Annotated in this window: 25 protein-coding genes; 10 read left to right on the top strand and 15 right to left on the bottom strand. The window is 66.4% G+C overall.

Going from position 1 to position 24,046, the window contains the following annotated elements:
• Positions 1-173: 173 nt before the first annotated feature.
• The 5 genes from ACSQ24_RS03960 to ftsE all read right to left on the bottom strand — a co-directional run bounded on the left by ACSQ24_RS03960 (position 174) and on the right by ftsE (position 4,050).
• On the bottom strand, positions 174-659 hold the full coding sequence (locus tag ACSQ24_RS03960) for a hypothetical protein (RefSeq protein WP_436093426.1): 486 nt from the start codon (positions 657-659) through the stop codon (positions 174-176).
• Positions 660-718: 59 nt separating this feature from the next.
• A complete protein-coding gene (locus ACSQ24_RS03955; protein WP_436093425.1) occupies positions 719-1,501 on the bottom strand; it encodes a lysophospholipid acyltransferase family protein in 783 nt (260 codons plus the stop codon).
• A 53-nt stretch (positions 1,502-1,554) separates the two neighbouring features.
• A complete protein-coding gene (locus tag ACSQ24_RS03950) occupies positions 1,555-2,289 on the bottom strand; it encodes a YdcF family protein (protein WP_436093424.1) in 735 nt (244 codons plus the stop codon).
• Between the two features lie 137 nt (positions 2,290-2,426).
• Positions 2,427-3,380: a cell division protein FtsX gene (locus tag ACSQ24_RS03945; protein ID WP_436093423.1), complete on the bottom strand. Its 954-nt coding sequence runs from the start codon at positions 3,378-3,380 to the stop codon at positions 2,427-2,429.
• A gap of 10 nt (positions 3,381-3,390) precedes the next feature.
• Positions 3,391-4,050 (bottom strand): cell division ATP-binding protein FtsE, encoded by a 660-nt coding sequence (gene ftsE / locus ACSQ24_RS03940; RefSeq protein WP_110491469.1) that lies wholly within the window; start codon positions 4,048-4,050, stop codon positions 3,391-3,393.
• Positions 4,051-4,320: 270 nt separating this feature from the next.
• On the opposite strand from ftsE, the gene ACSQ24_RS03935 reads away from it, so the two are divergent.
• The 4 genes from ACSQ24_RS03935 (at position 4,321) to ACSQ24_RS03920 (ending at position 7,493) form a co-directional block, all read left to right on the top strand.
• Positions 4,321-5,142 carry a zinc-ribbon domain-containing protein gene (locus ACSQ24_RS03935; RefSeq protein WP_436093422.1) on the top strand — a complete coding sequence of 274 codons (822 nt, stop codon included), beginning with the start codon at positions 4,321-4,323 and terminating at the stop codon, positions 5,140-5,142.
• A 143-nt stretch (positions 5,143-5,285) separates the two neighbouring features.
• Positions 5,286-5,846, top strand: coding sequence for a hypoxanthine phosphoribosyltransferase (hpt, locus tag ACSQ24_RS03930; protein WP_436093421.1), 561 nt, complete (start codon positions 5,286-5,288; stop codon positions 5,844-5,846).
• 4 nt (positions 5,847-5,850) lie between these two features.
• Positions 5,851-6,225, top strand: a complete 375-nt coding sequence (locus ACSQ24_RS03925; protein WP_436093420.1) for a response regulator — start codon at positions 5,851-5,853, stop codon at positions 6,223-6,225.
• Positions 6,226-6,338: 113 nt separating this feature from the next.
• Positions 6,339-7,493: a trans-sulfuration enzyme family protein gene (locus ACSQ24_RS03920; RefSeq protein ID WP_436093419.1), complete on the top strand. Its 1,155-nt coding sequence runs from the start codon at positions 6,339-6,341 to the stop codon at positions 7,491-7,493.
• A gap of 99 nt (positions 7,494-7,592) precedes the next feature.
• Here ACSQ24_RS03920 and ACSQ24_RS03915 read toward each other — a convergent pair whose 3' ends face one another.
• Positions 7,593-8,195 carry a glycoside hydrolase family 19 protein gene (locus tag ACSQ24_RS03915; RefSeq protein WP_436093418.1) on the bottom strand — a complete coding sequence of 201 codons (603 nt, stop codon included), beginning with the start codon at positions 8,193-8,195 and terminating at the stop codon, positions 7,593-7,595.
• Between the two features lie 131 nt (positions 8,196-8,326).
• On the opposite strand from ACSQ24_RS03915, the gene ACSQ24_RS03910 reads away from it, so the two are divergent.
• Complete coding sequence (locus tag ACSQ24_RS03910) at positions 8,327-9,619, top strand: aminotransferase class V-fold PLP-dependent enzyme (protein WP_436093417.1); 1,293 nt, start codon at positions 8,327-8,329, stop codon at positions 9,617-9,619.
• 195 nt (positions 9,620-9,814) lie between these two features.
• On the opposite strand, the gene ACSQ24_RS03905 is transcribed toward ACSQ24_RS03910, so the two are convergent.
• From ACSQ24_RS03905 to argH, 4 genes are all read right to left on the bottom strand, one after another.
• Entirely contained in the window at positions 9,815-12,508 is a 2,694-nt protein-coding gene (locus ACSQ24_RS03905; protein WP_436093416.1) for a TIGR02302 family protein, read from the bottom strand.
• A gap of 257 nt (positions 12,509-12,765) precedes the next feature.
• Entirely contained in the window at positions 12,766-14,055 is a 1,290-nt protein-coding gene (gene lysA / locus ACSQ24_RS03900) for a diaminopimelate decarboxylase (protein ID WP_436093415.1), read from the bottom strand.
• Positions 14,056-14,062: 7 nt separating this feature from the next.
• Positions 14,063-14,323 (bottom strand): LPS translocon maturation chaperone LptM, encoded by a 261-nt coding sequence (gene lptM, locus ACSQ24_RS03895; RefSeq protein WP_436093414.1) that lies wholly within the window; start codon positions 14,321-14,323, stop codon positions 14,063-14,065.
• A 76-nt stretch (positions 14,324-14,399) separates the two neighbouring features.
• Positions 14,400-15,800, bottom strand: coding sequence for an argininosuccinate lyase (gene argH, locus ACSQ24_RS03890; RefSeq protein ID WP_436093413.1), 1,401 nt, complete (start codon positions 15,798-15,800; stop codon positions 14,400-14,402).
• Positions 15,801-15,831: 31 nt separating this feature from the next.
• Here argH and tlpA point away from each other — a divergent pair, with 31 nt between their 5' ends.
• From tlpA to ACSQ24_RS03875, 3 genes are all read left to right on the top strand, one after another.
• On the top strand, positions 15,832-16,461 hold the full coding sequence (gene tlpA / locus ACSQ24_RS03885; protein ID WP_436093412.1) for a thiol:disulfide interchange protein TlpA: 630 nt from the start codon (positions 15,832-15,834) through the stop codon (positions 16,459-16,461).
• 168 nt (positions 16,462-16,629) lie between these two features.
• Positions 16,630-17,622, top strand: coding sequence for a hypothetical protein (locus ACSQ24_RS03880; RefSeq protein ID WP_436093411.1), 993 nt, complete (start codon positions 16,630-16,632; stop codon positions 17,620-17,622).
• An 81-nt stretch (positions 17,623-17,703) separates the two neighbouring features.
• The gene (locus ACSQ24_RS03875) at positions 17,704-19,434 is read left to right on the top strand and encodes a carbamoyltransferase family protein (protein ID WP_436097817.1); all 1,731 of its coding nucleotides are present in this window, start codon (positions 17,704-17,706) and stop codon (positions 19,432-19,434) included.
• Positions 19,435-19,440: 6 nt separating this feature from the next.
• Here ACSQ24_RS03875 and ACSQ24_RS03870 read toward each other — a convergent pair whose 3' ends face one another.
• The 5 genes from ACSQ24_RS03870 to purL all read right to left on the bottom strand — a co-directional run bounded on the left by ACSQ24_RS03870 (position 19,441) and on the right by purL (position 23,266).
• On the bottom strand, positions 19,441-19,911 hold the full coding sequence (locus tag ACSQ24_RS03870; protein ID WP_436093410.1) for a hypothetical protein: 471 nt from the start codon (positions 19,909-19,911) through the stop codon (positions 19,441-19,443).
• 13 nt (positions 19,912-19,924) lie between these two features.
• Positions 19,925-20,257, bottom strand: a complete 333-nt coding sequence (locus ACSQ24_RS03865; protein WP_436093409.1) for a nucleotidyltransferase family protein — start codon at positions 20,255-20,257, stop codon at positions 19,925-19,927.
• A gap of 41 nt (positions 20,258-20,298) precedes the next feature.
• Complete coding sequence (grxD, locus tag ACSQ24_RS03860; protein ID WP_091836387.1) at positions 20,299-20,634, bottom strand: Grx4 family monothiol glutaredoxin; 336 nt, start codon at positions 20,632-20,634, stop codon at positions 20,299-20,301.
• Between the two features lie 46 nt (positions 20,635-20,680).
• Complete coding sequence (locus ACSQ24_RS03855; RefSeq protein WP_126115695.1) at positions 20,681-20,917, bottom strand: BolA/IbaG family iron-sulfur metabolism protein; 237 nt, start codon at positions 20,915-20,917, stop codon at positions 20,681-20,683.
• 138 nt (positions 20,918-21,055) lie between these two features.
• Positions 21,056-23,266 carry a phosphoribosylformylglycinamidine synthase subunit PurL gene (gene purL, locus ACSQ24_RS03850; protein WP_436093408.1) on the bottom strand — a complete coding sequence of 737 codons (2,211 nt, stop codon included), beginning with the start codon at positions 23,264-23,266 and terminating at the stop codon, positions 21,056-21,058.
• A 160-nt stretch (positions 23,267-23,426) separates the two neighbouring features.
• On the opposite strand from purL, the gene ACSQ24_RS03845 reads away from it, so the two are divergent.
• Positions 23,427-23,642, top strand: coding sequence for a type II toxin-antitoxin system VapB family antitoxin (locus ACSQ24_RS03845; protein WP_436093407.1), 216 nt, complete (start codon positions 23,427-23,429; stop codon positions 23,640-23,642).
• On the top strand, positions 23,639-24,028 hold the full coding sequence (vapC, locus tag ACSQ24_RS03840) for a type II toxin-antitoxin system VapC family toxin (RefSeq protein WP_436093406.1): 390 nt from the start codon (positions 23,639-23,641) through the stop codon (positions 24,026-24,028). The genes ACSQ24_RS03845 and vapC overlap by 4 nt, the downstream gene beginning before the upstream one ends.
• The last annotated feature ends 18 nt before the right edge of the window (positions 24,029-24,046 follow it).

Below are 24,046 nucleotides of genomic sequence, written 5' to 3'. Positions count from 1 at the left end.
AACCAACCCGTCTTTCCGAGGCAGGCCGATAGGCTGAGCCCGGAATCCAGAACCGATGCCATCCCCGAAAGACGCTGCCTGATTGCCGCGTCTCAACGGCAACCGGTATCGGTTCTGGATTCCGGGCCCTTCGCTCCGCGAAGTCCCGGAATGACGGCGCGGCTCCCCTGCGCTCAGGCCTCTGGCATCAGGTCGCAGAGCGCGGCGCGGCGGCTGGCGCCGTCCTCGGCCAGGAGATGGACATGGATCTCGCTGGCGCCGGCCATGGCGACGGCATCGCGCCAGCGTGTCAGCGCCGCATCGATGCCGAAGGGCCCGCTGTCGCGCGCCGCGACGATCTTGCGATCGGGCGAGACCGCCAGCAGCACCACGTCGCTGAAGCCGAGCGCGTGCCCGTCCTGGACAGCGAAGACCGAAGCGACATAGCGCCGGCCCGAGCGGCCGCGCCAGGCGGTGAAACGGCGCTCGGCGAGATGGGCGGTCGCGCGCAGCGGCATCTCCCGCACCTGCCCCGGCAACGCGGCATCATCGCCGAACAGCGGAGCAGCGCGCTCTGCCTTGGCGGGTTGCAGGGCCTCCAGCAAATTGAGCTGGCGCGGCATCTTGTCGATCGACCGGTTGCGATCGAATGGGAACCGGGCTCGGGCGAGAGCAGCCATATCGTTCCTCCTTTGTTCTAGAACAAAATCGGAACAGCGCGATCCATTGTCAAGGCCGATCAGGCGCTGGCCTGCGGCTCCTGCCGTATACTGACAGGAGCGGGCACGCCGAGTTGCTCGAGTTCGTTCAGCCCCTCCTTCAGGAGGCGGTTGCTGGCCGTCTCGATCTGCTCCTGCAGCAGGGCGTGGAATGCGACCTTGCCCATGCCTGGCGGAATCGCCGGCAGGATCTCGACGCGGATCGTGCCCGGTCGCTTGATCAGGCTCCGTCGCGGCCAGAACAGCCCGGCATTGAGCGCGACGGGCACGCAGGGCACGCCGAGCTCGGTATAGAGATGAGTGACGCCGTATTTGTAGGCCGGCTCGGCGCCTGCCGGACGGCGCGTACCCTCCGGAAAGATCATCAGCTGCCGGCCATTCTGGCCGAGCTCGATCTTGGCTCGCCGGGTCACCGCCTGCAGCGCCCGGCTGCGCGCCCCGCGATCGACCGGGATCATCCTCAATTTGATCAGGCACCAGCCGAAGAACGGCAGCCAGGTCAGCTCGCGCTTGAGGATGTAGACGGGGTTGCGGAACACCGTCACCAGCGCGAAGGTTTCCCAGGTCGACTGGTGTTTGGCGGCCATGATGATGCCGCCCGGCGGGATGTTCTCAGTTCCTACGATCTCGCAACGCGTACCGACGATCACCCGCATCAGCCAGATCGAGCTCTGCCCCCAGAGCTGCGCGATCCGCAGCAGGAAGCGCGGCGGCAACACCATCGTCACCATGGCTGCGAGCAGCCAGAATGCGAGGTTCAGATAGAAGGCGACGTTGAACAGGAGCGAGCGGATCAGCAGCATGGTCCGCAAGAACCCCGGCAGTCCGAATCCGTCAAGAGCCGTCTTGCGCCGAGTCAGGCCCCGCGCGCCGGCGACACCGCTCGCGAGCGCTTGTCGTGCTCGGGGCCAATCTGGTCGCCGGGCTTGGGCGACACGGGCTTGCGCCCGCCGATGATCACGGACAGGCGTGAGGTCTCGGGATCCGTCTCGAGCATGCTGCGCACGCCGGCGACGAGATATTTGAGGTATTCCGGCACCAGCAGGCGGATCGCGTGCCAGTCGCGCCACCAGCCGGCGATGTCGACCTGGTCGGTGACCACCGGATGCGGCACGAAGCGCACGCCTGGCATCGCATGCTCGAGCTCGAGCAGCGTGCGCGGCATGTGGTAGTTCGAGGTCACCACCAGCAGCGAGCGGAAATTGTGACGGCGGACCCAGCGCCGCGTCTCGATGGCGTTGCCGATCGTGTTACGGGCGCGATAATCGAGATCGACACAGCAGGCGAGCGCCTCCCGCGCCGTCGGATTGAGCTTCGCCAGTTCGTCGCGGCCAGTTTTCTCGTTGACGCCGCTGATCAGCAGGCGTCGACCGCGTTCGGCATTGAGCAGGCTGACGGCGTCGCCGATCCGCTGCGCCCCGCCGGTGACGACGACGATCGCGTCCGTACGGGGCGGGGTAACCGCTTCGGTCACCGAGAGGCGGGTGGCGAAGCGGATATATCCCGCAGCCAGAACCATCGCCCCGACAAGGCAGGACCAGAGCAGGACGCGGCCGAGCCAGCGCCGCCGTGTCGAAGCGTCGGCCGTCATCGGTCGCAGGGCAGCCAGGCTGTCCTCAACAGGGGAAAGATGACCTTGCCGGGTTCCAAGCAGCACCATCAGGTTGAAAAACTAACCGCCCAATCGGGCACAATGACGGCGCTCTCACAACTCCGCCGCGAAGCGAGTCAGCCCATTGCCCGCAGATAATGCCGCACCGTCAGGCGCGAGACGAGTCCTGCGATCGCTGCGACGACCGCCGCCACCAGAATGACGGCCGCATAGCCAGACCAGCCGATCTCGAAGGCCCCGAACAACGCCTGCAACTGATCGGCCTCCGGTGTCGCGCTCCAGGCCGAGGATAAAAGCCCGAGCAGCGCAATCGCGAGGATCGCCGCGAATCCACCGGCTGCGCCGCCACGCAAGCCGAGCGCAACGAAGCGCGTCTGGAACTCGCGGGCGATGAATTCGTCAGTCGCGCCGACGAAATGCAGCACCTCGACTGAATCGCGGCTGCCCGCCATCGCACCGCGCGTGGCGAAGGCGACGGCGAGCCCGGCCGCCACCAGCACCAGCAGCACCACCGCGACCCCGGCCAGGATGATGGTGCTCGCCATGGTCGAGAGACGGCGCACCCAGAGCCGGTGGTCATCGAGCGTCGCGCTCGGCACCTCGCGCCGCAACGTCTGACTGAAGGCGACGAGATCGTTGGCGACGGTCGAGGACAGCCGCAGCACGATCAGCCGCGGTACCGGCAACTCGACCAGATCGAGCCCGGCCCCCAGCCAAGGCTCCAACAGCTTGTCTGATTCGGCCCGTGGCATCGGCCGCACTTCGGCCACGCTCGGCACCGCCCGGGCGAGCTCGACCGCGCGCGCAATGTCCTGCTCGATGTTCCGGCGCGGGTCGGGCCTGACCTGGATGGTCATCTCGTTGGCAACCGCGCCGCGCCATTGCTCCGAGGCGCGGGCGGCGAGCAAAGCTGCACCTGCGCTCAGAGCCGCGAGGAAGGTCAGGATGGCGATGACGACGACCAGCGCACGCCCCGCAACCGAATCGACCGGCACCAGAGGTTGATCACGGCGCAGACTGGCCGGCAGCCGCGAACCGCCGCGCGGGCGCTCCTCCTCCATCTCATCCATGTCAAGGTGCTCAGGCATCGACATGCAGGTGCCCATCCGCCAGCACGAGGCGCGGCGCGTCGTAGAGTTCCATCAGGGCGATGTCGTGGGTCGCGATCACCACCGCCGTCCCCAGCGACTGCAATTCCATGAACAACCGAAGCAGCCTTCGGCCGAGGCCGGGATCGACATTGCCGGTCGGCTCGTCCGCGAGCAGCAACTGCGGCCGGCTGATCAGGGCGCGCGCGATCGCAGCGCGCTGCTTCTCGCCGCCGGAGAGGACGGCAGGCACGGCATGCATGCGCTCGCCGAGCCCGACCCAGCGCAGCAGCTCGACGACCTCGGCGCGATAGCTCGCCTCCTCCTTGCCGATCACGCGCAGTGGCAGGGCGACGTTCTCGTAGACCGTGAGATGGTCGAGCAGCCGAAAATCCTGGAAGACGACACCCATGCGTCGACGAAAATCGGTGAGCGTGGCGGCTTCGAGGCGCGACACGTCCTGGCCGAACAGGTTGACCAGACCCCGTGTCGGCTTGAGCGCCATCAGAACCAGCCGGATCAGCGTGGTCTTGCCGGCTCCCGACGGCCCGGTCAGGTACTGGAACGAGCGCGGCGCAATGCTGAAGTTGATATCCTTCAGCACCTCCGGGCCCATCCCGTACCGCAAGCCGACATTCTCGAACCGAACCAACGCACTTCCTCTCGCTGATCTTCCGAATCGGACCAGATGGATGCTGAGCCAATGCGATCCTACACCGAGACCGAGCCAGGGCGGGAAGCGCCCGGGAGGTTTTCCTCAGCCCTGACTTGGCTGAGCTTTACGCGACGTTAACCATAAATCGACCCTATGGGACGTGGAGCCGCATGACCGCACCAGCTTGCGCTTGCAAGAGCTGGCGAGAGGATCAGGCTCCAGACTGAAGCCCACCAGATGCAGCGCGGAGCGAGCGCTTTTAAGGCAATGCTGATCGTCTGCCCCAACTGCGCCAGCCGGTACGAGATCGCCGAGGCCAAGATCGGTGCTGGCGGCCGCAAGGTGCGCTGCGCCAGTTGCCAGACGACATGGCTGATCGAGGCACCGCCAACTGTCGAAGCGCGGCCCGCGGGCGAAGTCCTGCAGTCCGATCTCGATGCCGCGATCCCGGACCTCCCCACCCCTCCCAGCCCCGAGCAGACCGCCGCCGAGCTGGAGGATGAACTGCGCCGCGCCGCCGAGATCGACGCCGACATCTCAGCGGTCGCAGCCGAAAGGATCGAGCAGCCCGACACAGCACAGCAGCCCCCTCCACGGAAGAGGTCAAGCTGGGCCGGCGCCCGCAATCCGCTTGCCCGCGTGCCATCGACTGCCGCGAGCGTCCTCGTGGTGGTGGGCATCGCCATCCTCGGACTCGGCGTCTGGCAACGCGAGCGCGTCGTTCGGGCGATACCGCAATTGGCCGACCTTTACGCGAAGCTCGGCCTGCCGGTGAACGTTCGCGGTCTCGCCTTCAGCGCCGTGGAAAGCGAGCTGATCCAGGACCCGCTGGGGCGTTTCCTGGTGGTCACGGGCGATGTCACCAACATCACCAGGGGCACGGCCAAGGTGCCGCCGATCACGGTGACGGTACAGGCCGAGGACGGCAAGGTGCTCTACAGCTGGACGACGGAGCCGCCGCGCTCGTCGCTCGAGCCGGCCGAGCTGATGCATTTCCGCGCCCGCCTCGCCTCGCCACCCGAGAACGGCCGCTCCGTCCAGCTGCGCTTCGGCGCGACTAGCCCCAACGGCCTCGCCGCTCTCTACTGATTTCCCACACCCGGTTTCCCAACTCCCGGGCCCCGGCCGCTTCAATTGTCGGCGCGTGGACGCTATGACTGAGGCCGAAACAGTTTAGCCCGCGATCAAGGGGCTGCGCGGGCACGGGCCTGCGCCGAAAGGAACGGTCGTCGATGTCCCAGCCCCAACGTATCCGCGTTCTCTACGACGAAGCCGCGATCGCCGCCCGCAACGCCGAAATGGCTGCCGAGATCGCGGCCGATTCCGGCGAGGACCTGCTCGTCGTCGCGGTGCTGAAGGGCAGCTTCATGTTCGTCGCCGACCTGATCCGGGCCATGCATCGCATCGGCATGACTCCGCAGGTCGAGTTCGTGCACCTCTCCAGCTATCGCGCCGCCACCATCTCGTCCGGCCAGGTCGAGATCCTGCGCGACGTCCAGAGCGACGTCCGCGGCAGGCAGGTGCTCCTCGTCGACGACATCCTCGAATCCGGGCGCACGCTCGCCTTCGCCAAGGACCTGCTCGCCGCGCGTGGCGCCGCCCGGGTCTCCACCGCCGTCCTGCTCGAGAAGCCGGCCAAGCGCGCCGTCAATATCCAGGCAGACTATGTCGGCTTCGAGTGCCCCGACTATTTCGTCGTCGGCTACGGCATGGACGTCGCCCATTCCTACCGCCAATTGCCCTATGTCGGCGTGATCGAGACCGCCGACCAGGCCGGCCTGCCGGGGATCTGAACCGATGTCGCGCATCCTCGTGGTCGATGACGAAGAAAGCCTGCGTTCGCTGGTCGCGCGTGGCCTCGCCTTGGACGGGCATGACTGCCTGACCGCCGGCGACGGCGCCGAGGCGCTCGATATCCTCCTGGCAGAACAGGGTCGGTTCGACCTGCTGCTTACCGATATCCGCATGCCATTGATGGACGGTATCGCGCTGGCGCTCGCCGCCAAACAGCAATTCCCTGACCTCACCATCATGCTGATGACCGGCTATGCCGAGCAGCGCGAGCGGGCCAAGAGCCTCGAGACGATCGTTGCGGAGGTGATGACCAAGCCCTTCACCATCGCCGAGCTGCGCGAGACGGTGCTGCGCGTGATCGAGCACTCGATCGGGTAGCCGGATCGCCAGCATCGCGCGCATCGCAATCCCGTCCTACCTGCGCCGCGCTTGCGCGGTTCGTATCGCATCGGATAACAAACATCTCTCATAGTAGAAATTTTGGATCAATCATGACCGCGCGCCCACTGCACCCCCGTTCGCTCGCTGCGCAGGCGATGGGCAAGATCGATCCGCTGACCAAGGCGGTGGTGCCGCCGATCCATCTTTCCACGACCTATATCCGCGACGAGGACAACGCCTATTCCTCCGGCTTCATCTATGGCCGGCCGGACAATGAGACGGTGCACGAGGCGCAGGCCGTGCTCGCCATGCTGGAGGAAGCCAAGGCTGGCGCCCTGCTGTTCAGCTCGGGCATGGCTGCGGCGACCGCCGTGTTCCAGGCACTCTCTCCTGGCGATCACGTCGTCGCCTCCAAGGTGATGTACTGGGCGCTGCGTTCCTGGCTGCTGACCGAGGCGACGCGCTGGGGGCTGAAGATCGACTTCGTCGAGAGTGACGACCTCGCCAAGCTGAAGGCCGCTGTGAAGCCCGGCGTCACCAAGCTGGTCTGGATTGAAACGCCGTCCAACCCGCTCTGGACCATCACCGACATCGCCGCCGCCGCCGAGATCGCCCATGCGGCCGGCGCCAGGCTCGCGGTCGACTCGACCTGCGCCTCACCGGTGCACACCCGCCCGCTCACACTCGGCGCCGACATCGTCATGCATGCCGCCACGAAGGTGCTGAACGGCCATTCCGACGTGATCGCCGGCGCGCTCTGTGCCCGACAGGACGATGAGTTCTGGGCGCGCATCAAGACCGTGCGCAAGGGCCAGGGCGGCATCCTCGGTCCATTCGAGGCCTATCTCTTGATGCGCGGCATGCGCACGCTCCATGTCCGGCAGGAGCGCCAGTCGGCCTCGGCCATGGTCCTGGCGCAGAAGCTCGCCGCCCATCCGCTGGTTTCGCGCGTGCTCTATCCCGGCCTGCCGCAGCATCCCGGCCACGACATCGCAGCCCGCCAGATGGAGGGCGGTTTCGGCTTCATGCTCTCGGTCCAGGTCAGCGGCGGCGAGGCGGCGGCGATCAAATCGGCCGCGCATGTCGAGCTCTACAAGCGCGCCACGTCGCTCGGGGGCGTCGAGAGCCTCATCGAGCACCGCGCCTCGATCGAGGGCGCAGGCTCGCCCTGCCCGCCAGACTTGCTGCGTCTTTCGACCGGCATCGAGGACGTCGACGATCTTTACGCCGATCTCGACCAGGCGCTGAAGGCCGGACATCGCTGAGGCTGCTTCCCGTCATTGCGAGGAGCGTCAGCGACGAAGCAATCCAGAGCCGTCGAGCGCTGGCTCTCCTGGATTGCGTCGCTCCGCTCGCAACGACGCCTAGAACCAGATCCCCTTCGCCGTCGTCAGCAATTGCCGGCGGTCGGCCAGGCCATTGGCGCCGCCATTGATCAGCTGGGTGACGCGCGCCGCGTCATCGCGATCAGCTGCGGCGTTGATCTTGCGGTCGCGCCAATAGGCGAAGGCGATCTGGACCGAGACACGCGGATCGAGTGCCAGCTCCGGCCGCCCTTCGAGATCGACGTTCAGCATCCGGCCGATGCGCTTGTAGTTGGCCCGGCCAGTCAGCTGGAAAATGCCGCGCCCGTGATAGCGCTCACCATCGCCGAGCTCGGTATTGCCGAGATCGGCCCGGCCTTCGTAGCGAGCGAACTGCTTCTTCCCGCCCTTCTCCTCCAGCGTACGGAAGCGGTCGCTCTCATGCGCCGCCTGGGCCAGAAAATGGCAGACGCGCAGCGGCGTCGTCAGATCGGCCTCGGCGGCGAGCCGATCGAAATGCAGGGCGATGTTGTTCATGATTTCCGCCTTGCCCATCGGTGCCAGGCGGGCGAGCCGCGCGACCGTTACGGCAAGATCCGGCACCCGCGGAGCCTGCGGCTCTTCGACTGGGGCTTCCTCGGCTGGCGATCCTTGCATCGACATGGCGGCACTCCGGTTGCGCTTTGCGCCAGTATGCATCCGTTTCGCAGCGTGGGGATAAATCCACCTGGCAGGCGTCATGGCCCTGAAACAGGCAGCCGCTAGCGAAGACTACCGCTTCAGGAAAATCCGCCATGACCGACCAAACCGCCCTCAGCCGCCGCACATTGCTCGCAGCCCTCGGTACCGCCGCCCTCGCCGCGCCGGCCCTTGCGCGCTCGCTTCCGACCCTGCCGGCGAGCAGCCTCGGCACCGACAACGGCTATTGGGAGGCGGTGCGGCGCCTCTACAGCGTCACACCAGATATGGTGAACCTCGAGAACGGCTATTGGGGCATCATGGCCGAGCCGGTGAAGGCCGAATACAAGCGTCTGACCGACTTCGTGAACTTCGAGAACACGGTCTACGCCCGCACCAAGATCGGCCAGGACCTCGACGAGGTCCGCACGCCGGTAGCTGGATTCCTCGGCGTGGCGCGCGAGGAGATCGCGCTGACCCGCGGCGCGACCGAGGCGCTGCAGACCCTGATCGCCGGCTACAACAAGCTGAAACCCGGCGACGGCGTGCTCTATGCCGATCTCGACTATGATTCGATGCAGTACGCGATGAACTGGCTCAAGGGCCGGCGTGGCGTCGAGGTCGCGAAGCTCGACATCCCGGAGCCCGCGACAAAGGCCAATGTGCTCGCGGCTTATGAGGCCGCGCTCAAGGCCAATCCGAAGACCAAGCTGCTGCTGCTGACCCATGTCAGCCACCGCACCGGGCTGATGATGCCGGTCAGGGAGCTCGCCGCCATGGCCAAGGCGCGCGGCATCGACGTCATCCTCGATGCCGCCCATAGCTGGGGCCAGGTCGACTTCAAGGCTAGGGATCTCGGTGTCGATTTCATCGGCTTCAACCTGCACAAATGGATCGGCGCGCCGCTCGGCGTCGGCCTGATGTACATCGCCCGCGAGCGGCTGGCCGACATCGACACCCATTACGGCGACGAAGACTTCAAGGCGGACGATGTCCGCTCGCGCATCCATACCGGCACACCAAACTTCGCCGCCCAACTCACTATCCCTGCCGCATTGGCCCTGCACCAGGAAATCGGCCCGCAGGCCAAGGAGGCGCGCTACCGTCACCTGCGCAATTACTGGGTCGCCCGGGCGCGCGAACTCAAGGGCGTCGAAATCCAGACTCCGGACGATCCCGAGATGGTCGCCGGCATCACCTCCTTCGCGCTGACGGGCCAGCGCTCCGCCGCCGACTGCAACGCCGTCGTCGCGGCGCTGCGCGACCAGCACAAGGTGATGACGGTGCGTCGCGGCGGCGTCGCCAAGGGCAACACCATCCGCATCTCGCCGGCGCCCTATCTGACGGAGGCCGATCTCGACCGCTTCATCGAAGCGCTCGCGGTGGTCTCGGGCAACAGGGCAGGCTGACCAAGCTGAGCGTCATTCTCGGGCGAAGCGAAGCGCCATATCCCCTCTCCCCCTGCGGGAGAGGGTTAGGGTGAGGGGTCGCGCGACGCTGATCGTCAGCTCAGCACCACGCCCTCACAAACCTTAAGACCTGAGCGACCCCTCATCCGGCCCTTCGGGCCACCTTCTCCCGCAAGGGGAGAAGGGAAGCGCCGCTCAATTCCGCCGCAGCAGGCGCTCGAGATAATCGAGCTCCTCGGTCGGACGCAGCGGATCGCCAAGGCGTCGGCGCAACTCTTCGAGGATGCGCCGAGCCCGCTGTGTCGCGCTCTCATCGGCGCCGGGTACCCTCACGCGGCCATCGGCCCAGTCGCGCTGGCGCTGCGGCCGGCCGAGCGGATCGTTGTTGTCGCGCTGCTGCGCCGAGGGCCGGCCGGCCGGGCGGCCGTCAGGCTCGCCATAGGCGTTCTCGTTGCCCTCGCCTTCGCCTGGCTCGCCCTGCATCTGCTGGGCGAGGTTCTGGCCACCCTTGCGAAGGGCCTCGAGCGCACGGCCCTGCGCGTCGACAGCCTGCCCGTCCTGGCCCTGGCCGAGCTGGCCTTCGGCCTCGCGCATGGCGTCCTCGGCCTCGCCGAGCTCGCCCGGGTCGGCGCCCATGCCGCGCATGCGCCGCTGCAGGTCCTGCAGGCGCTCGCGCAAGGCCTGCTGGCGCTGCGACAGGCCCTGGCCCTGCCCGCCTTCCGCGTTCTGGCCGTCTTCGCCCTCACCGTCTTCGCCGCTCTCGCCAGGCTGCTGTCCGGGTTGCTGGCCACGCTGCCCGCGCTGGCCCTGCTGCCCTTGCTGGCGCTGGCCCTGCTGGCCGGGACGCGCCTGCTGCTGGCCGGGGCGCTGACCGCGCTGGGCGCGGTTCTGGCGCTGCTGGTCCTGCTGGTAGGTCTCGTCGCGCAATTGCTGCTGCTCGCGCGTCATCCGGTCGAGATCGCCGAGCGCCTGATTCATCTCGCGCTGACGTGGATCCTGCTGGCCGGGGCGCGCCGTCTTGAGATTGTTCAGGAGGTTGTTCAGTTCCTCCATCAGGCGCTGCGCTTCGGCCATGTCGCCGCGCTTCGACAGCTCCTCGATGCGGTTGAGCATGTTCTGCAGGTCACGCGGCGTCACCGTGCGGAAATTCTCGGGCAGCTGCGCCTGGTTCTGCTCGCCATTCTGCTGCTGGCGCTGCATCTGCTGGGCGAGCTCGCGCATGAACCGGTCCATGGCGCGGCGCATTTCTTCGGTGAGCTTCTTGATCTCGTCCTCGGTGGCGCCACGATCAAGCGCCTGCTGCAGGTTCTCCTGCGCGGCCCGCAGCGCCTTTTCGGCATCCGACAGGTCGCCATCCTCGAGCTGCAGCGCCAGCGCCCACATCATCTCGGCGGTCTCGCGCAGCTGGTCGTCGCTGGCGGCCCGGCGCAGCTGCTCGCCGATCATGCGCATGCCGAGATAGACCCCGGTCTCCTTCATGAAGCGATCGGGTTCGATCATCAGCGCGTCGAGCGCAAGCTGGACCTTCTTGCGCGTATCGACATCCATGATCAACTTGCGCCGTTGCTCGACCAGCGCCTTGGCCAGCGGCTTGGTGAAGGTCCGCTGCGGCAACACGACCTCGACGGTCTCACTGCGTCCCTCCTGCCCGGTCTCGTCGCGCGCCAGGAGGTTCATATTGACCTTGGCGCCGGCCCAAGGATGGGCCGAGAAGTCGACCGTGCTCTTCATCTCGTCTTCGCCGGAGCCGGAGGACGGCACTGGCAGGATCTGCTTCGGCGCCTCGACCAGCGAGCGGCCGCCCGCGAGCGGAGCGACGCGCGAGACGATGACCTCGGCCGAAGCGACGCCGTAATCGTCCTTGGCCCGGTAGCTGATGCCGAGCCCGCCCTGTACGCCGCTGACCGGCTTGGGTGGCTCGGCGAAGGCGATCTCCGGCTTCTGGTCTATGATCGCGTGCAGGCTCAGCGTCTGGCCGGGAGCGCCCGAGCCGGTGATGCGCAAGGTACCGTCGCCGGCAAGCAGGTAGCGTTTCTCCGTCACGGCAACGGAATTCGTCGGCGCCGCCTTGGCATCGGCCGGCTTGGCTTCGCCGGGCTTGCCCTCGACCGGCACGGCATCGAGCCGGCCTGTGGTCGCGACATCCATGCCGCTGCGCCCGGCGATGCGCACCACCACCGTCGACTTCTCGGGCACGTTGAAATTGGGGCTCGCCAGTCTGGCAAAGTCGATCAGGATCGGCGGCATCCGCGTATAGGCCGGCGGATCGATCCAGGCATCGATCCGGACCGCGGCGGCGGCGAGCGCCGGCCCGCGCCAGTCGAAGGCCGCAGCGAGCCGCGGCAAGGCCTCGTGTCCCGCGACGAAGAAGCCGGCGACAGCGGCAACCAGAGGCGCTGCACGCAGCGCCCGCTTGTCGCGTCCCGCCATATGGGGCTGCGGCGGCGCGACCTTGAGCGCCGCGACATGGGCGCTCTGGCGCTGCATATGCAGCGTCCACAGCGCCTGCGAGACCGGATCCTTGCCACCGACCGCAAGCGTGTCCTCGAGCGCGGTTGCCGGGCGGTGCGCGCCATCCATGGAGTGGTCGAGCCGGACCAGCGCCTCGCGGCGGCTCGGCCAGCGGCCGGTGACGGCCGGCCAGAAGCTTCCGAGCAGCGCCAAAGCGAAGATGGCGGAGCCGGCGGCCCGGCCCCACCACGGCAGGTGCAGCCAGAGCCCGAACCAGGAAACGGCGAGAAATAGCAGCACGACGCAGAGCGGCGCCCAGAGCTTGGGCCAAAGCCGCTCCCAGGCCAGCGACAGCCGCGACGCCATGGTGAGGCGTTCCAGCCGCTTGCGGATCGTCCCACCTGAGTCAAGCGCCGTACGGCGCGGTGTTTCGCTCATCCGATGCTCCGAGCCGCCCCCCGCGGCGCCTCTCTTGGCTTCATCGATCGAGCGGAGAGGCTAGCACGTGATTGTGGCGTGACCAGCACTCAGGCGCGATACCCCACAGGTGCTCCGCTTATTGTGAAGCGTCGGAGCAGGATGCGAAAAAGTGGGAACCGGTTTTTCGCATGAATCCTGCTCCTACCATTTTGAAGAGACGGATTCAGACAGCTTGTTCGAAACGCAAGCGATTCGAACAAGCTGTCATCCGGCTCTCAGGGCAGCCAGGGCGGTGCACGATCCGTGCCGATCAGCTCCTCATAGGTCTGGCGCGGCCGCGTCACGGCGAATTTATCGCCCTTCACCAGCACTTCGGCGACGAGCGGGCGCTGATTGTAAGTCGAGGACATGCTGGCGCCATAGGCCCCGGCGGTCATGAAGGCGATGAGGTCGCCGGGCTTCAGCTCGGAGAGATCGCGCCCGGTGGTGAAGGTGTCGCCTGATTCGCAGATCGGCCCGACGACGTCATAGGCGATCGTCTTCGCCCCCTCGTCCGGTTCCGCCACCGGCCAGATTTCGTGATAGGCTTCGTACATGGCCGGCCGCAGCAGGTCGTTCATCGCCGCGTCGACGACGAGGAATTGCTTGGTCGGGCGCGGATTGAGATGCAGCACCCTGGTCAAGAGGATGCCGGCATTGCCGACGATCAGCCGACCCGGCTCGAAACCGAGCTCGGCGTCGAGGCCCTCGGTTACCTTGGCAACCATCGCGGCGTAAGCCTCGATCAGACCGGGGCCGTGGTCGAATTCCCTGGGAATGTCATAGGGGATGCCGAGCCCGCCGCCGAGATCGAGGCGATCGACGCGATGGCCTTCCGCCCGCAGCGCCAGCACGAGATCACGCATCTTGGCATAGGCCGCCTCGAAGGCATCGACCTCGCGGATCTGGCTGCCGATATGCACGGCGAGCCCCATGATCCTGACGCCCGCCATATTGGCGGCACGGGCATAGAGCCGGTGCACCTCCTCGAAGGAGACGCCGAACTTGTTGGCCGAGGAGCCGGTCGTGATCTTGGCGTGGCCGCCGGCGCCGATGTCGGGATTGACCCGGAACACCGCTTCCTGGCGCTTGCCCAGCCGCTGCGCCACCTTCGACAGCAGGTCGAGCTCGCCCTCGGTCTCGATATTGACCTGAAAGATGCCGGCCTCGACGGCGAAGGCGAGCTCGCTCTCAGCCTTGCCGACGCCGGAGAAGACGATCTTGTCAGCCGGGAAGCCGGCCGCGAGCGCCTTGCGGATCTCGCCCTCGGAAACCGTGTCGGCGCCGGCACCGAGCGCCGCCAGCGTCTTCAGCACGCCGAGATTGCTGTTCGCCTTCATGGCGTAGAAGACATGCGCCGGCTTGCCCGGCGCAGTCGACTTCATCGCCGCTTCGTAGAGGCGGTAATGCCGCTCGATCGTCGCCGAAGAGTAGACATAGACCGGCGTTCCGACCGTCTCAGCGATCTCGCGCAGGTCGACATCCTCGGCGAAGAGCGCGCCGTCGCGATAGGCAAAATGATGCATTGGAGACTCAGAGCAACGGGTCGAGCACGAAGGGCTTCTCAGGAACCTCGATCGCCTTGTTCGTCTTCGGCGGCTTGCCGAGCGGCGAAGCTTCCGTCGAATTGAAGGTGTTCTCCACTGCGCCGACCTGCTTGTCGGGCAGGGCGATCGCATTCTTGGCGCCCGGTGGCGGCTCCAACGGTCCACGGCGGCCGCAAGCCGCGAGCGCGAGGCCAAGCAGGCCGACCACCAGCACGGTGCGGCCGAGTTTCAGGCGGGATTGCGGCACGAACGATGATCCTTGGGCGAAGCTTCGGGACGAGTGTAGCGAATGGCGTGCAAGCTTGCGAGCCTTTGCGCCGGGATCATGGCTGCGGCTTCGCGTCCTTGGCGAGCAGCTTCAGCCAGCGCCGGGCCTGCCGCTTCACATTGGCGGGAGCGGTGCCGCCATAGCTGGTGCGGCTCTTCACCGAGCGCTCGACGCCGAGCACGGCGAAGATCTCGTCGCCGATCTTGGGCTCGATCTCCTGCATTTCGGCAAGCGAGAGTTTCTCCAGCCCGACACCCTTGGCCGACGCGATGCCGACGAGCCGGCCGGTGACATGGTGCGCGTCGCGGAACGGCATCTTGAGCACGCGCACCAGCCAGTCGGCGAGGTCGGTCGCAGTGGCGTAGCCGAGGCCGGCTGCTTTCTTCATCACCTTGAGGTCGGGCTGCATGTCGCGGACCATGCCCGCGCTCGCAGCGAGGCAGAGCGACAGGGTCTGCACCGCGTCGAAGGTGCCTTCCTTGTCCTCCTGCATGTCCTTCGAATAGGTCAGCGGCAGGCCCTTCATCATCGTCAGCATGCCTTGCAGCGCGCCGAAGACGCGGCCCGCCTTGCCGCGCACCAGCTCGGCCGCATCGGGATTGCGCTTCTGCGGCATGATCGAGGAGCCGGTCGAGAACTTGTCGGAGAGCTTGACGAAGCCGAATTGCGGCGTCGCCCACAGCACGATCTCCTCGGCGAGGCGCGACAGGTGCATGGCACAGATCGAGGCGGCCGAGAGCGTCTCCAGCACGAAATCGCGGTCCGAGACCGAATCGAGCGAATTCGCCGTCGGCCGGGAAAAGCCGAGCGCCTTGGCCGTCATGTAGCGGTCGATCGGGAAGGAGGTGCCGGCGAGCGCCGCCGCACCGAGCGGGCATTCGTTCATGCGCTCGCGGGCGTCACGAAGACGGCTGCGGTCACGCGCCAGCATCTCGACATAGGCAAGCAGGTGATGGCCGAAGGTCACCGGCTGGGCCGACTGCAGATGGGTGAAGCCCGGCATCACCGCACCGGCATAGGTCTCGGCTTTCTCTGCCAGCGCGAGCTGGAGGTCGGCGACCTGCTCGTCGAGCTGGTCGAGCGCGTCGCGCACCCAGAGCCGCATGTCGGTGGCGACCTGGTCATTGCGCGAACGGGCAGTGTGCAGGCGCCCGGCCGCAAGCCCGATCCGCTCCTTGAGATTGCTCTCGATATTCATGTGGATGTCTTCGAGCGCGCGCGAGAACGTGAAGCGCCCGGCCTCGATCTCGGCCTCGATGCCCTTGAGTCCGGCCGAGATCGCGTCCACGTCCTCACGGGTCAGGATGCCGGTCTCGGCCAGCATCGCGGCGTGCGCCAGCGAGCCGCGGATATCCTGGCGCCACAGGCGCTGGTCGAAATCGATGGAGGCGTTGATCTCCTCCATGATGGCGTCGGGACCTGTGGCGAAACGCCCACCCCACATGCGGTTGCTCACGGCGGTCTTTCCTGCTCTTCAAGGACGCACGATGACGTCTCGGTCGAAAATGGTGGCGGCCTGTGGGGCCTTGGCGCTGCTTGCGCTCGGCGGCGCTGCGGCCTTCTACTCCGTGCGGGGCGCGGCCGGCAATTCCACTTGCAGCGCAGCCGCGACGAAGGTGGATGCACTGCGTCCCCTGGCGAAGGGCGAAGTCGCGGCCGTCGAGGTCGCCAAGCAGCCGGCGCTGCTGCCCGATCTCGCTTTCAACGGCCCGGACGGCAAGCCAATGAGCCTCTCGGCCTTTCGCGGCAAGACCGTGCTGGTCAACCTCTGGGCGACCTGGTGCCTGCCCTGCCTGACCGAGATGCCGGCGCTCGACGCGCTCCAGGGCGCGCTCGGCGGCCCCGATTTCGAGGTGATCGCGATCAACATCGACACGCGCCACCCCGACAAGCCGAAGAAGTGGCTGGCCGACAAGAACATCTCTCGTCTCGCCTATTATGCAGACCCGCAGGCCAGGGTCTTCCAGGACATCCGCGCCGTGAAGAAGGTCGAAGGCATGCCGATCAGCCTGCTGGTCGATCCCGCCGGCTGCGAGCTCGCTCTGCTCCAGGGCCCGGCCGAGTGGGCCGGCGCCGACGCCAAGGCGATGATCACCGCCGCGATCGGCCGGCGCTGACCATAACGCTCCATCGATCACGACGCTGACACGCACAAGAGCGACAAGCGGCTCGAGCCTCATCCTTCGATCGTAAGATCGCGGGATGTGAACCCGTACCCGCCGAGCCAGTTACAACATGGCCTGCCGTCGGCGACGCGGGCCCACCGATCGTACAGGAGCGACGCGATGATCCGATTCGACATGAGCATAGTGCGCCATGCCGCCCGAACGACCCTTCGCCTGGCGATGAGCGGCCTTCTCGTCGCCGGGTTGACGGCGAATGTGCGGGCGCAGGAGCGCGCCGCGATTTCCGGAACCACGGTCTCGCTGACGCCGCTCAAGGGCTTCGCGCCATCGGCCAAGTTCGCTGGTCTGGAGAACGTCGAGGCAAAGGCCTCCGTGCTCGTCGTCGAGCTGCCGCCCGAGGCGCATCCGCAATTGTCGGCGCTGTTCACCAATCTCGAGACGGCCAAGACCAACTTCGCCAAGCAGAACATCACCATCGACGACGCCGAGGACATCGAGACCGCCGCCGGCAAGGGCCGCATCCTGACCGGCCAGCAGGCGTTGGGCGCTGCGACCTTCGACAAATGGATCGTGCTGCTCAAGGGCGCCAAGACCGTGATGATCACGGTGCAGGCGCCCGATGATTCCGATCTCGATGGCGACGATGTCGTCGCCATGCTGAAGACCGTGTCGCTGGGGGCGGAACCGACGCTAGACCAGAAGCTCGCGGCCCTGCCCTTCCGTGTCCGCGCCGCCGAACCCTTCCGCGTCGTCGACACCTTCGGCGGCCTTGGCGTGCTGATGACCGTCGGCCCGCTCAACGTCGACCCCAAGGGCTCGCAGCCGATGCTGATCGTCAGCTATCAGATCGGCGGCCAGGTTGCCGCCGGCCAATTGGCCGCTGTCGGTGAAAAGCTGCTGTCGACGACGCGCGGCTTCGAGAAGGCCGAGATCACCAAGCGCGAGACGGCCGCCTTCGTCGGCAGCGACAGCGGCGTGATGCTCTCGGGCAAGACCACGGAAGGCGCCGTCGTCAAGCGCTTCGCACAGTACATGGGTCTTGGCCCTGATGGCCGCTTCGTGCGCATGATCGTCAGCGCCGAGGAGGCGACCTTCCCGACGCTGGAGCCGGCGATCAAAGCGATCGCCGACAGCATCGCTTTCGCGAAGTGAGAAACGCGTGACGCCATCGCCTGACGTCACCGATCCGCAACATTTGCCATGGCCAGCCGGCTGCTTCATATCCTGCCGGCCATGAGCTACACCATCGGCCTCGCCACCACTTTCCACGACCCGGCCATCGCCATCATCGACCCGGCCGGGGAGGTCCTGTTCGCAGAAGCGGCCGAGCGTTACCTGCAGTACAAGCGAGCGCCGAACTGCGAGCCGGACACGGCGGTGCGGATGGAAAGCCTGCTCAAGCGCTACATTCCCAAAGGCGCCGAGATCAGGCTCGCAACCAGCTGGGGCGAGGAGTTCACCGGCTTCCTCGACCAGATGAACCGCGGCGGCGCCTTCAGCCTCGACACGCTGCTCAAGCTCTCACCGGCCTTCAACCGCTCGCTCGTGCCGGAGCGCAGCGAGCGCGCTCTGATCGCCTCGTTGCATCACCAGCAGCAGCGCGCCGGCCTCGGCACCTTGCTCGGGCTCGACCGCGCCTTCGGCGAGGCGAAGATCACCGGGATCAAGCGCTACGGCCATCATCTCAGCCACGCGGCGTATGCCTGCTGGTCCTCGCCCTTCCGCGATGCCGCCTGCCTCGTCGTCGACGGCATGGGTGAGACCGGCGCTTCCGCGATCTTCGCCCTGAAAGATGGCCGCCTTACCGAGCTGAAGCGCCATCGCGGCCGCGAATCGATCGGCTTCTATTTCGGCTTCGTCACCGACCTCGCCGGCTTCGATCAGGCCAAAGGCGAGGAATGGAAGATCATGGGGCTGGCGCCCTATGGCCGAAGCGATCCCGAATTGCTCGCACTGCTGCGCAAACTCTATCGTATCGAGGGCACCAAGCTCACCTTCGCCGACGCCGCGACCGTCCAGCAAGTCGCAGTCGATATCCTCGCCCGCCGCCCGGCCGATGCGCTCGACAAAGGCTGGGCCGATCTTTCGCGCTGCGGCCAGGACGTCTTCGCCGAGATGATGGAGGCGCTGCTCGCCGAGACTGCCGCGCTCTGCCCGTCGGAGAACCTCGTGCTCGCCGGCGGCTGCGCACTGAACTCCTCCTTCAACGGCAAGATCGTCGGCCGCCACGGCTTCCGGCAGGTCTATGTCCCCTCCGCCCCGGCCGATGACGGCAATGCGATCGGCGCCGCCTGGCTCGCCCATGCCGAGGCCAATCCGGACTGGCAGGCGCCGAAGGGGCCAATGACGCCCTATCTCGGCTCGAGCCTCTCGACCGAGCCCTTCGAGCGCATGGCTGTCTGGGAGCCGAGGCTGCAGAAGCTCTCGCCCGACGAGATCGTCGTCGCGACGGCGACGCTCCTGGCCGAGGGCAAGCTTATCGGCTGGGCGCAAGGACGGGCTGAATTCGGGCCGCGCGCGCTCGGAAACCGTTCGATCCTTGCCGATCCGCGCCCGACCGACGCCAAGGACATCCTCAACGCTAAGGTGAAATACCGCGAGGCCTTCCGGCCCTTCGCGCCCTCGATCCTGGCCGAGCATGGTCCCGACTGGTTCGAGAACTATCAGGACTCGCCCTATATGGAGCGCACGCTTGTCTGGAAGCCGGAGGTGCGCTCGCGCGTTCCCGCCGTCGTCCATGAGGATGCGACCGGGCGCCTGCAGAGCGTCACCGCCGAGCGCAATCCGCGCTACCACGCCCTGATATCGGCATTTCACACCCTGACCGGCGTGCCGGTGATCCTCAACACCTCGTTCAACATCATGGGCAAGCCGATCCTGCACTCAAGCGAGGATGCGATCCTGATGTTCTATACGAGCGGGCTGGATGCGCTGGTGGTCGAGGACTGGCTTCTGGTGAAGTGAGGCAGTTCAGTCGGGATCGATAGCGGCGCGGAAAGCGGCGATCTCGCCGTCTATACCTGCGACGAAGCGCGCCGCGGCAGCGACCGTTGCTTTGGCCCGCTCAAAATCGAAATCGTCATAGCTGTGCATGGCAACGTGCCGAAAGCGCATCAGTTCACCGATATCACGGGCGAGGCTCGGGCTGATGATGCCAGGGCGGCCGTTCTCGATCGGGGTGGCGACCCGCCGGACCAGCGCAGCATGCCAGTCCGGACCGATTGGCGGGTCCTCGCCAAGAAGCGCCAGAATGCGTCGCAATCCCATCTCGAAAGACGTATAGCCGGCGAGCATCGCATGCTGCAGCGCCATGGCGGCATCGTAATGGCTGTCGCTGTCGAGATCGAAAGTCGCCTGTTCGCTGATCCGCACGGCGGCGGCAAAATGGCGCTTGGCCGCGGCAATGTCAGCTTTGATATCGCCCCAGCGTTCGGCCATCATCGCTATGCCTGCATCATGCCAGGACCGCGCCCTCTTCCCGAGCGCGCGCCACCACCTTGTCAGAGGTCCACATGACCGGCCGCACATCGGGCTTCAGGCCCAGCGCCCAGCAGGAATCCTCGGCGAAACCGCAAGCGGCCATGACACTTTCATCGGGAAAATCGACCAGTACATCGACATCGCTCTGGTCGCCTGCATCGCCGCGCGCCGCTGAACCGAACAGGATGAAGGCACCGCCATGCGCGCTCGCATAAGCGGCAAGCATCGGCTTCAGTCGCTCGACCGAAATCCGATAGCTTGCAAGCTTGCGCTCATGGCGCTGACGCAAGGTGATGTAGGCGCTCATGCCGCTTCATAGCACAAGCCGGCGGGCAACGCCCGCGAGGCTCAACTCGCCTGCTTGACGGCGATGCCCTTCTCTTCGAGCAGCGCCTGCAGCTCGCCAGCCTGGAACATCTCGCGGGTGATGTCGCAGCCGCCGACGAACTCGCCCTTGACGTAGAGCTGCGGGATCGTCGGCCAGTTGGAATAGGCCTTGATGCCCTCGCGAATCTCCTGGTCCTCGAGCACGTTGACGCCCTTGAACGGCACGCCGACGTAAGAGAGGATCTGCACGACTTGGCCGGAAAAGCCGCACATCGGGAATTGCGGCGTGCCCTTCATGAAGAGCACCACGTCGCTGGACTTCACTTCGGCATCGATGCGGGCGTTGACGTCGCTCATGTCTTTTCTCCTGCGGCGGGTTCAAGGCCCGCTGGATGAACTCGTTCTAATCTTGGGGAACCGTCGTCGTCAGCGCAAGGGCGTGCAGCACGCCGCCCATGTTTCCTTGCAGCGCGGCATAGACCATCTGGTGCTGCTGGACGCGCGACTTGCCCGTGAAGGCGGCCGAGGTCACGGTCGCGGCATAGTGATCACCGTCACCGGCGAGATCCTTGATCTCGACGACGGCGTCGGGGAACGCCGCCTTGATCATGCGCTCGATCTCGCTTGCTTCCATCGCCATGACTGATCTCCCCAAATCCGGACTGTTTCCGTCATTGCGAGGAGCGGAGCGACGAAGCAATCCAGGAGTGGCAGAGCTCTATGTCTCCTGGATTGCTTCGCTCACGCTCGCAATGACGGTGGTGTTCCTTGCAATCTATCAAGCGGCCTTGCCGGCCATATAGTCGGGCAGCCAGCTCTCATGTGTCTCGCGCAGCGCGGCGATCGAGACGGCGGCCTCGCCCGGCAGCACCAGCTCGCTTCCGCCCGTCTTGCCGATAAGCTGCGCCGGAACGCCGACAGCCTTCGCCTCGGCAACGATCGCCTCGGCAGCACCAGCCGGCAGCGAAAGCAGATAGCGGCCCTGGTCCTCGCCGAACAGCACGGCATGGGCCGGCCCGGCCGGCAGCGCATCGATGTTGGCGCCGATACCCTTCGCCATCGCCATCTCGGCGAGCGCGACCGCGAGCCCGCCATCCGAGAGGTCGTGGCAAGTGGTCACTCGGCCAGTCGAGATCAGGGAGCGCACGAACTCGCCATTGCGGCGCTCGATCGCAAGGTCGACCGGCGGCGGCGCGCCCTCCTCACGGCCGCAGACCGTGGCGAGATAGGAGGATTGTCCGAGGCAGCCCTTGGTCTCACCGATCAGGACGATCGCCTCGCCTACGGCCTTGAAACCAACAGTCGCATGCTTCGTCACATCGGCGAGCAGGCCGACGCCGCCGATCGTCGGGGTCGGAAGGATCGAGACGCCGTTGGTCTCGTTGTAGAGCGAGACATTGCCGGAGACGACTGGGAAATCGAGCGCTCGGCAGGCTTCGCCGATGCCCTGGATGCAGCCGACGAGCTGGCCCATCACCTCAGGCCGCTCGGGATTGCCGAAATTGAGGTTGTCGGTGATCGCGAGCGGCGTCGCACCAACCGCGGTCAGGTTGCGCCAGGCCTCGGCGACAGCCTGCTTGCCGCCCTCGAACGGATCGGCCTCGCAATAGCGCGGCGTCACGTCGGCGGTCATGGCGAGGCCCTTGGGCCCGTCCTCGATCCGCACAATGCCGGCATCACCACCCGGCGTCACCGCCGAATTGCCGAGGATCAGCGTGTCGTACTGCTCATAGATCCAGCGCTTCGACGAGAGATCGGGCGAACCGACCAGCGCGAGCAGCGCCTCGGCGTTCGACATCGGCGGTATCACGCTTGCCGCCTCGACCACCGGCCGCTTCGGCGTCTCGACCCAGGGCCGGTCGTATTCGGGAGCTTCGTCGCCGAGCTCCTTGATCGGCAGGTCGGCCATCGTCTCGCCATCGTGCTTGACGACGAAGCGCAGCGTGCCGGTGGTCTTGCCGACGACCGCGAAGTCGAGACCCCATTTGCGGAAGATCGCTTCGGCCGGCTCTTCATGGCCGGGCTTGATCACCATGAGCATGCGCTCCTGGCTCTCCGAGAGCATCATCTCATAGGCGCTCATCTGGTCTTCGCGGCAGGGCACCGCGTTGAGATCGAGCTCGACGCCGAGATCGCCCTTGGCACCCATCTCGACGGCTGAGCAGGTCAGGCCGGCCGCGCCCATGTCCTGGATCGCATCGACATGGCCGGCCGCCATGATCTCGAGGCAGGCTTCGAGCAAGAGCTTCTCGGCGAAGGGATCGCCGACCTGCACGGTTGGGCGTCGCTCCTCACCGCCCTCGCCGAAGGCGGCCGAGGCCATGGTCGCGCCATGGATGCCGTCGCGGCCGGTCTTGGAGCCGAGATAGACGATCGCCTTCCCGACGCCCGAGGCCTTGGCGTAGAAGATCTCGTCGGAGCGCGCGAGGCCGACCGCCATGGCGTTGACGAGGTTGTTGCCGTCATAGCGCCGGTGGAAGCCGGTGGCGCCGCCGACATTGGGCACGCCGAAGGAATTGCCGTAGCCGCCGATACCGGCGACCACGCCGGAGACCAGATGTCGGGTCTTGGGATGGCTGGGATCGCCGAAGCGCAGCGCGTCGAGCACCGCGATCGGCCGCGCGCCCATGGTGAAGACGTCGCGCAGGATGCCGCCGACGCCCGTCGTCGCGCCCTGATAGGGCTCGATGAAGGAGGGGTGGTTGTGGCTCTCCATCTTGAAGACCACGGCGAGGCCGTCGCCGATGTCGATCACGCCGGCATTCTCGCCCGGCCCCTGGATCACCCAGGGCGCCTTGGTCGGCAGCGTCTTCAGATGAATCTTCGACGACTTGTACGAGCAATGCTCGTTCCACATCGCCGAGACGATGCCGAGCTCGGTGATGGTCGGCTCGCGCCCGATCAGGTGCAGGAAGCGCTGATATTCGTCCGGCTTGAGGCCATGCTCGGCGACCAGCTGCGGGGTGATCTTGATGTCGTTGGGAATCACGCGGCCTGTTCCTGACGGAGGGGACGAACCAAAGGCTCGATCTCAAGCGGGGGCAATAGCCTGAAAACGGCAGCGGAGACAATCGCAGCTGGAGCGCGCCGATTGAACGGCGGGCGCATGATGTGTATGTTTTACACATCCCTTACACATCGAGGCTGCCGTGCGCACCAATATCGAGCTCGATGATGACTTGCTCGCCGAAGCGATGAAAGCGACGGGCTTGCCCACCAAGCGTGCGACGGTGGAGGAGGCCTTGCGCAAGCTGGTGCAGCAGCATCGCCAGCGTCAGGCGCTGAAAGAGCTCGACGGACTCGGCTGGGATGGCGATCTCGACGCCATGCGGCGCGATATCGACGATCCGGCCGAAACCGGGTGATCGTCGTCGACAGCTCCGCCTGGATCGGGCTGCTTCGCGGCGATCGCTCACCACCGGTGGACAGGCTGCGCGAGCTGGAGGAAACGCAGAACGTTCTCGTCGGCGACATCGTTCTGCTGGAAATCCTGCGAGGCGCCCGAAGCGATCAGCAAGCTCTCGCCATCGAGACAAGGCTGCGTCGGTTTGCGGTCGCCCGCATGCTCTCTCCCGCTCTCGCGCGAGAGGGAGCCGCGCACGACCGCGACCTGCGGGCCCGTGGCATCACCATCCGCAAGACGCCCGACCTGATCATCGCGACCTACTGCATCGCCAACCGCTATCGCCTCCTGCATCAGGATCGTGATTTCGATCCCTTCGCCGAGCATTGCGGCCTGCTGATCGCGTGATGCGAGGGGTGCCGAAGC

The organism is Allobosea sp. LjRoot237 (genome assembly GCF_964253285.1).
Lineage (GTDB): Bacteria > Pseudomonadota > Alphaproteobacteria > Rhizobiales > Beijerinckiaceae > Allobosea.
This window is presented reverse-complemented; position numbering and strand designations above follow the sequence as displayed.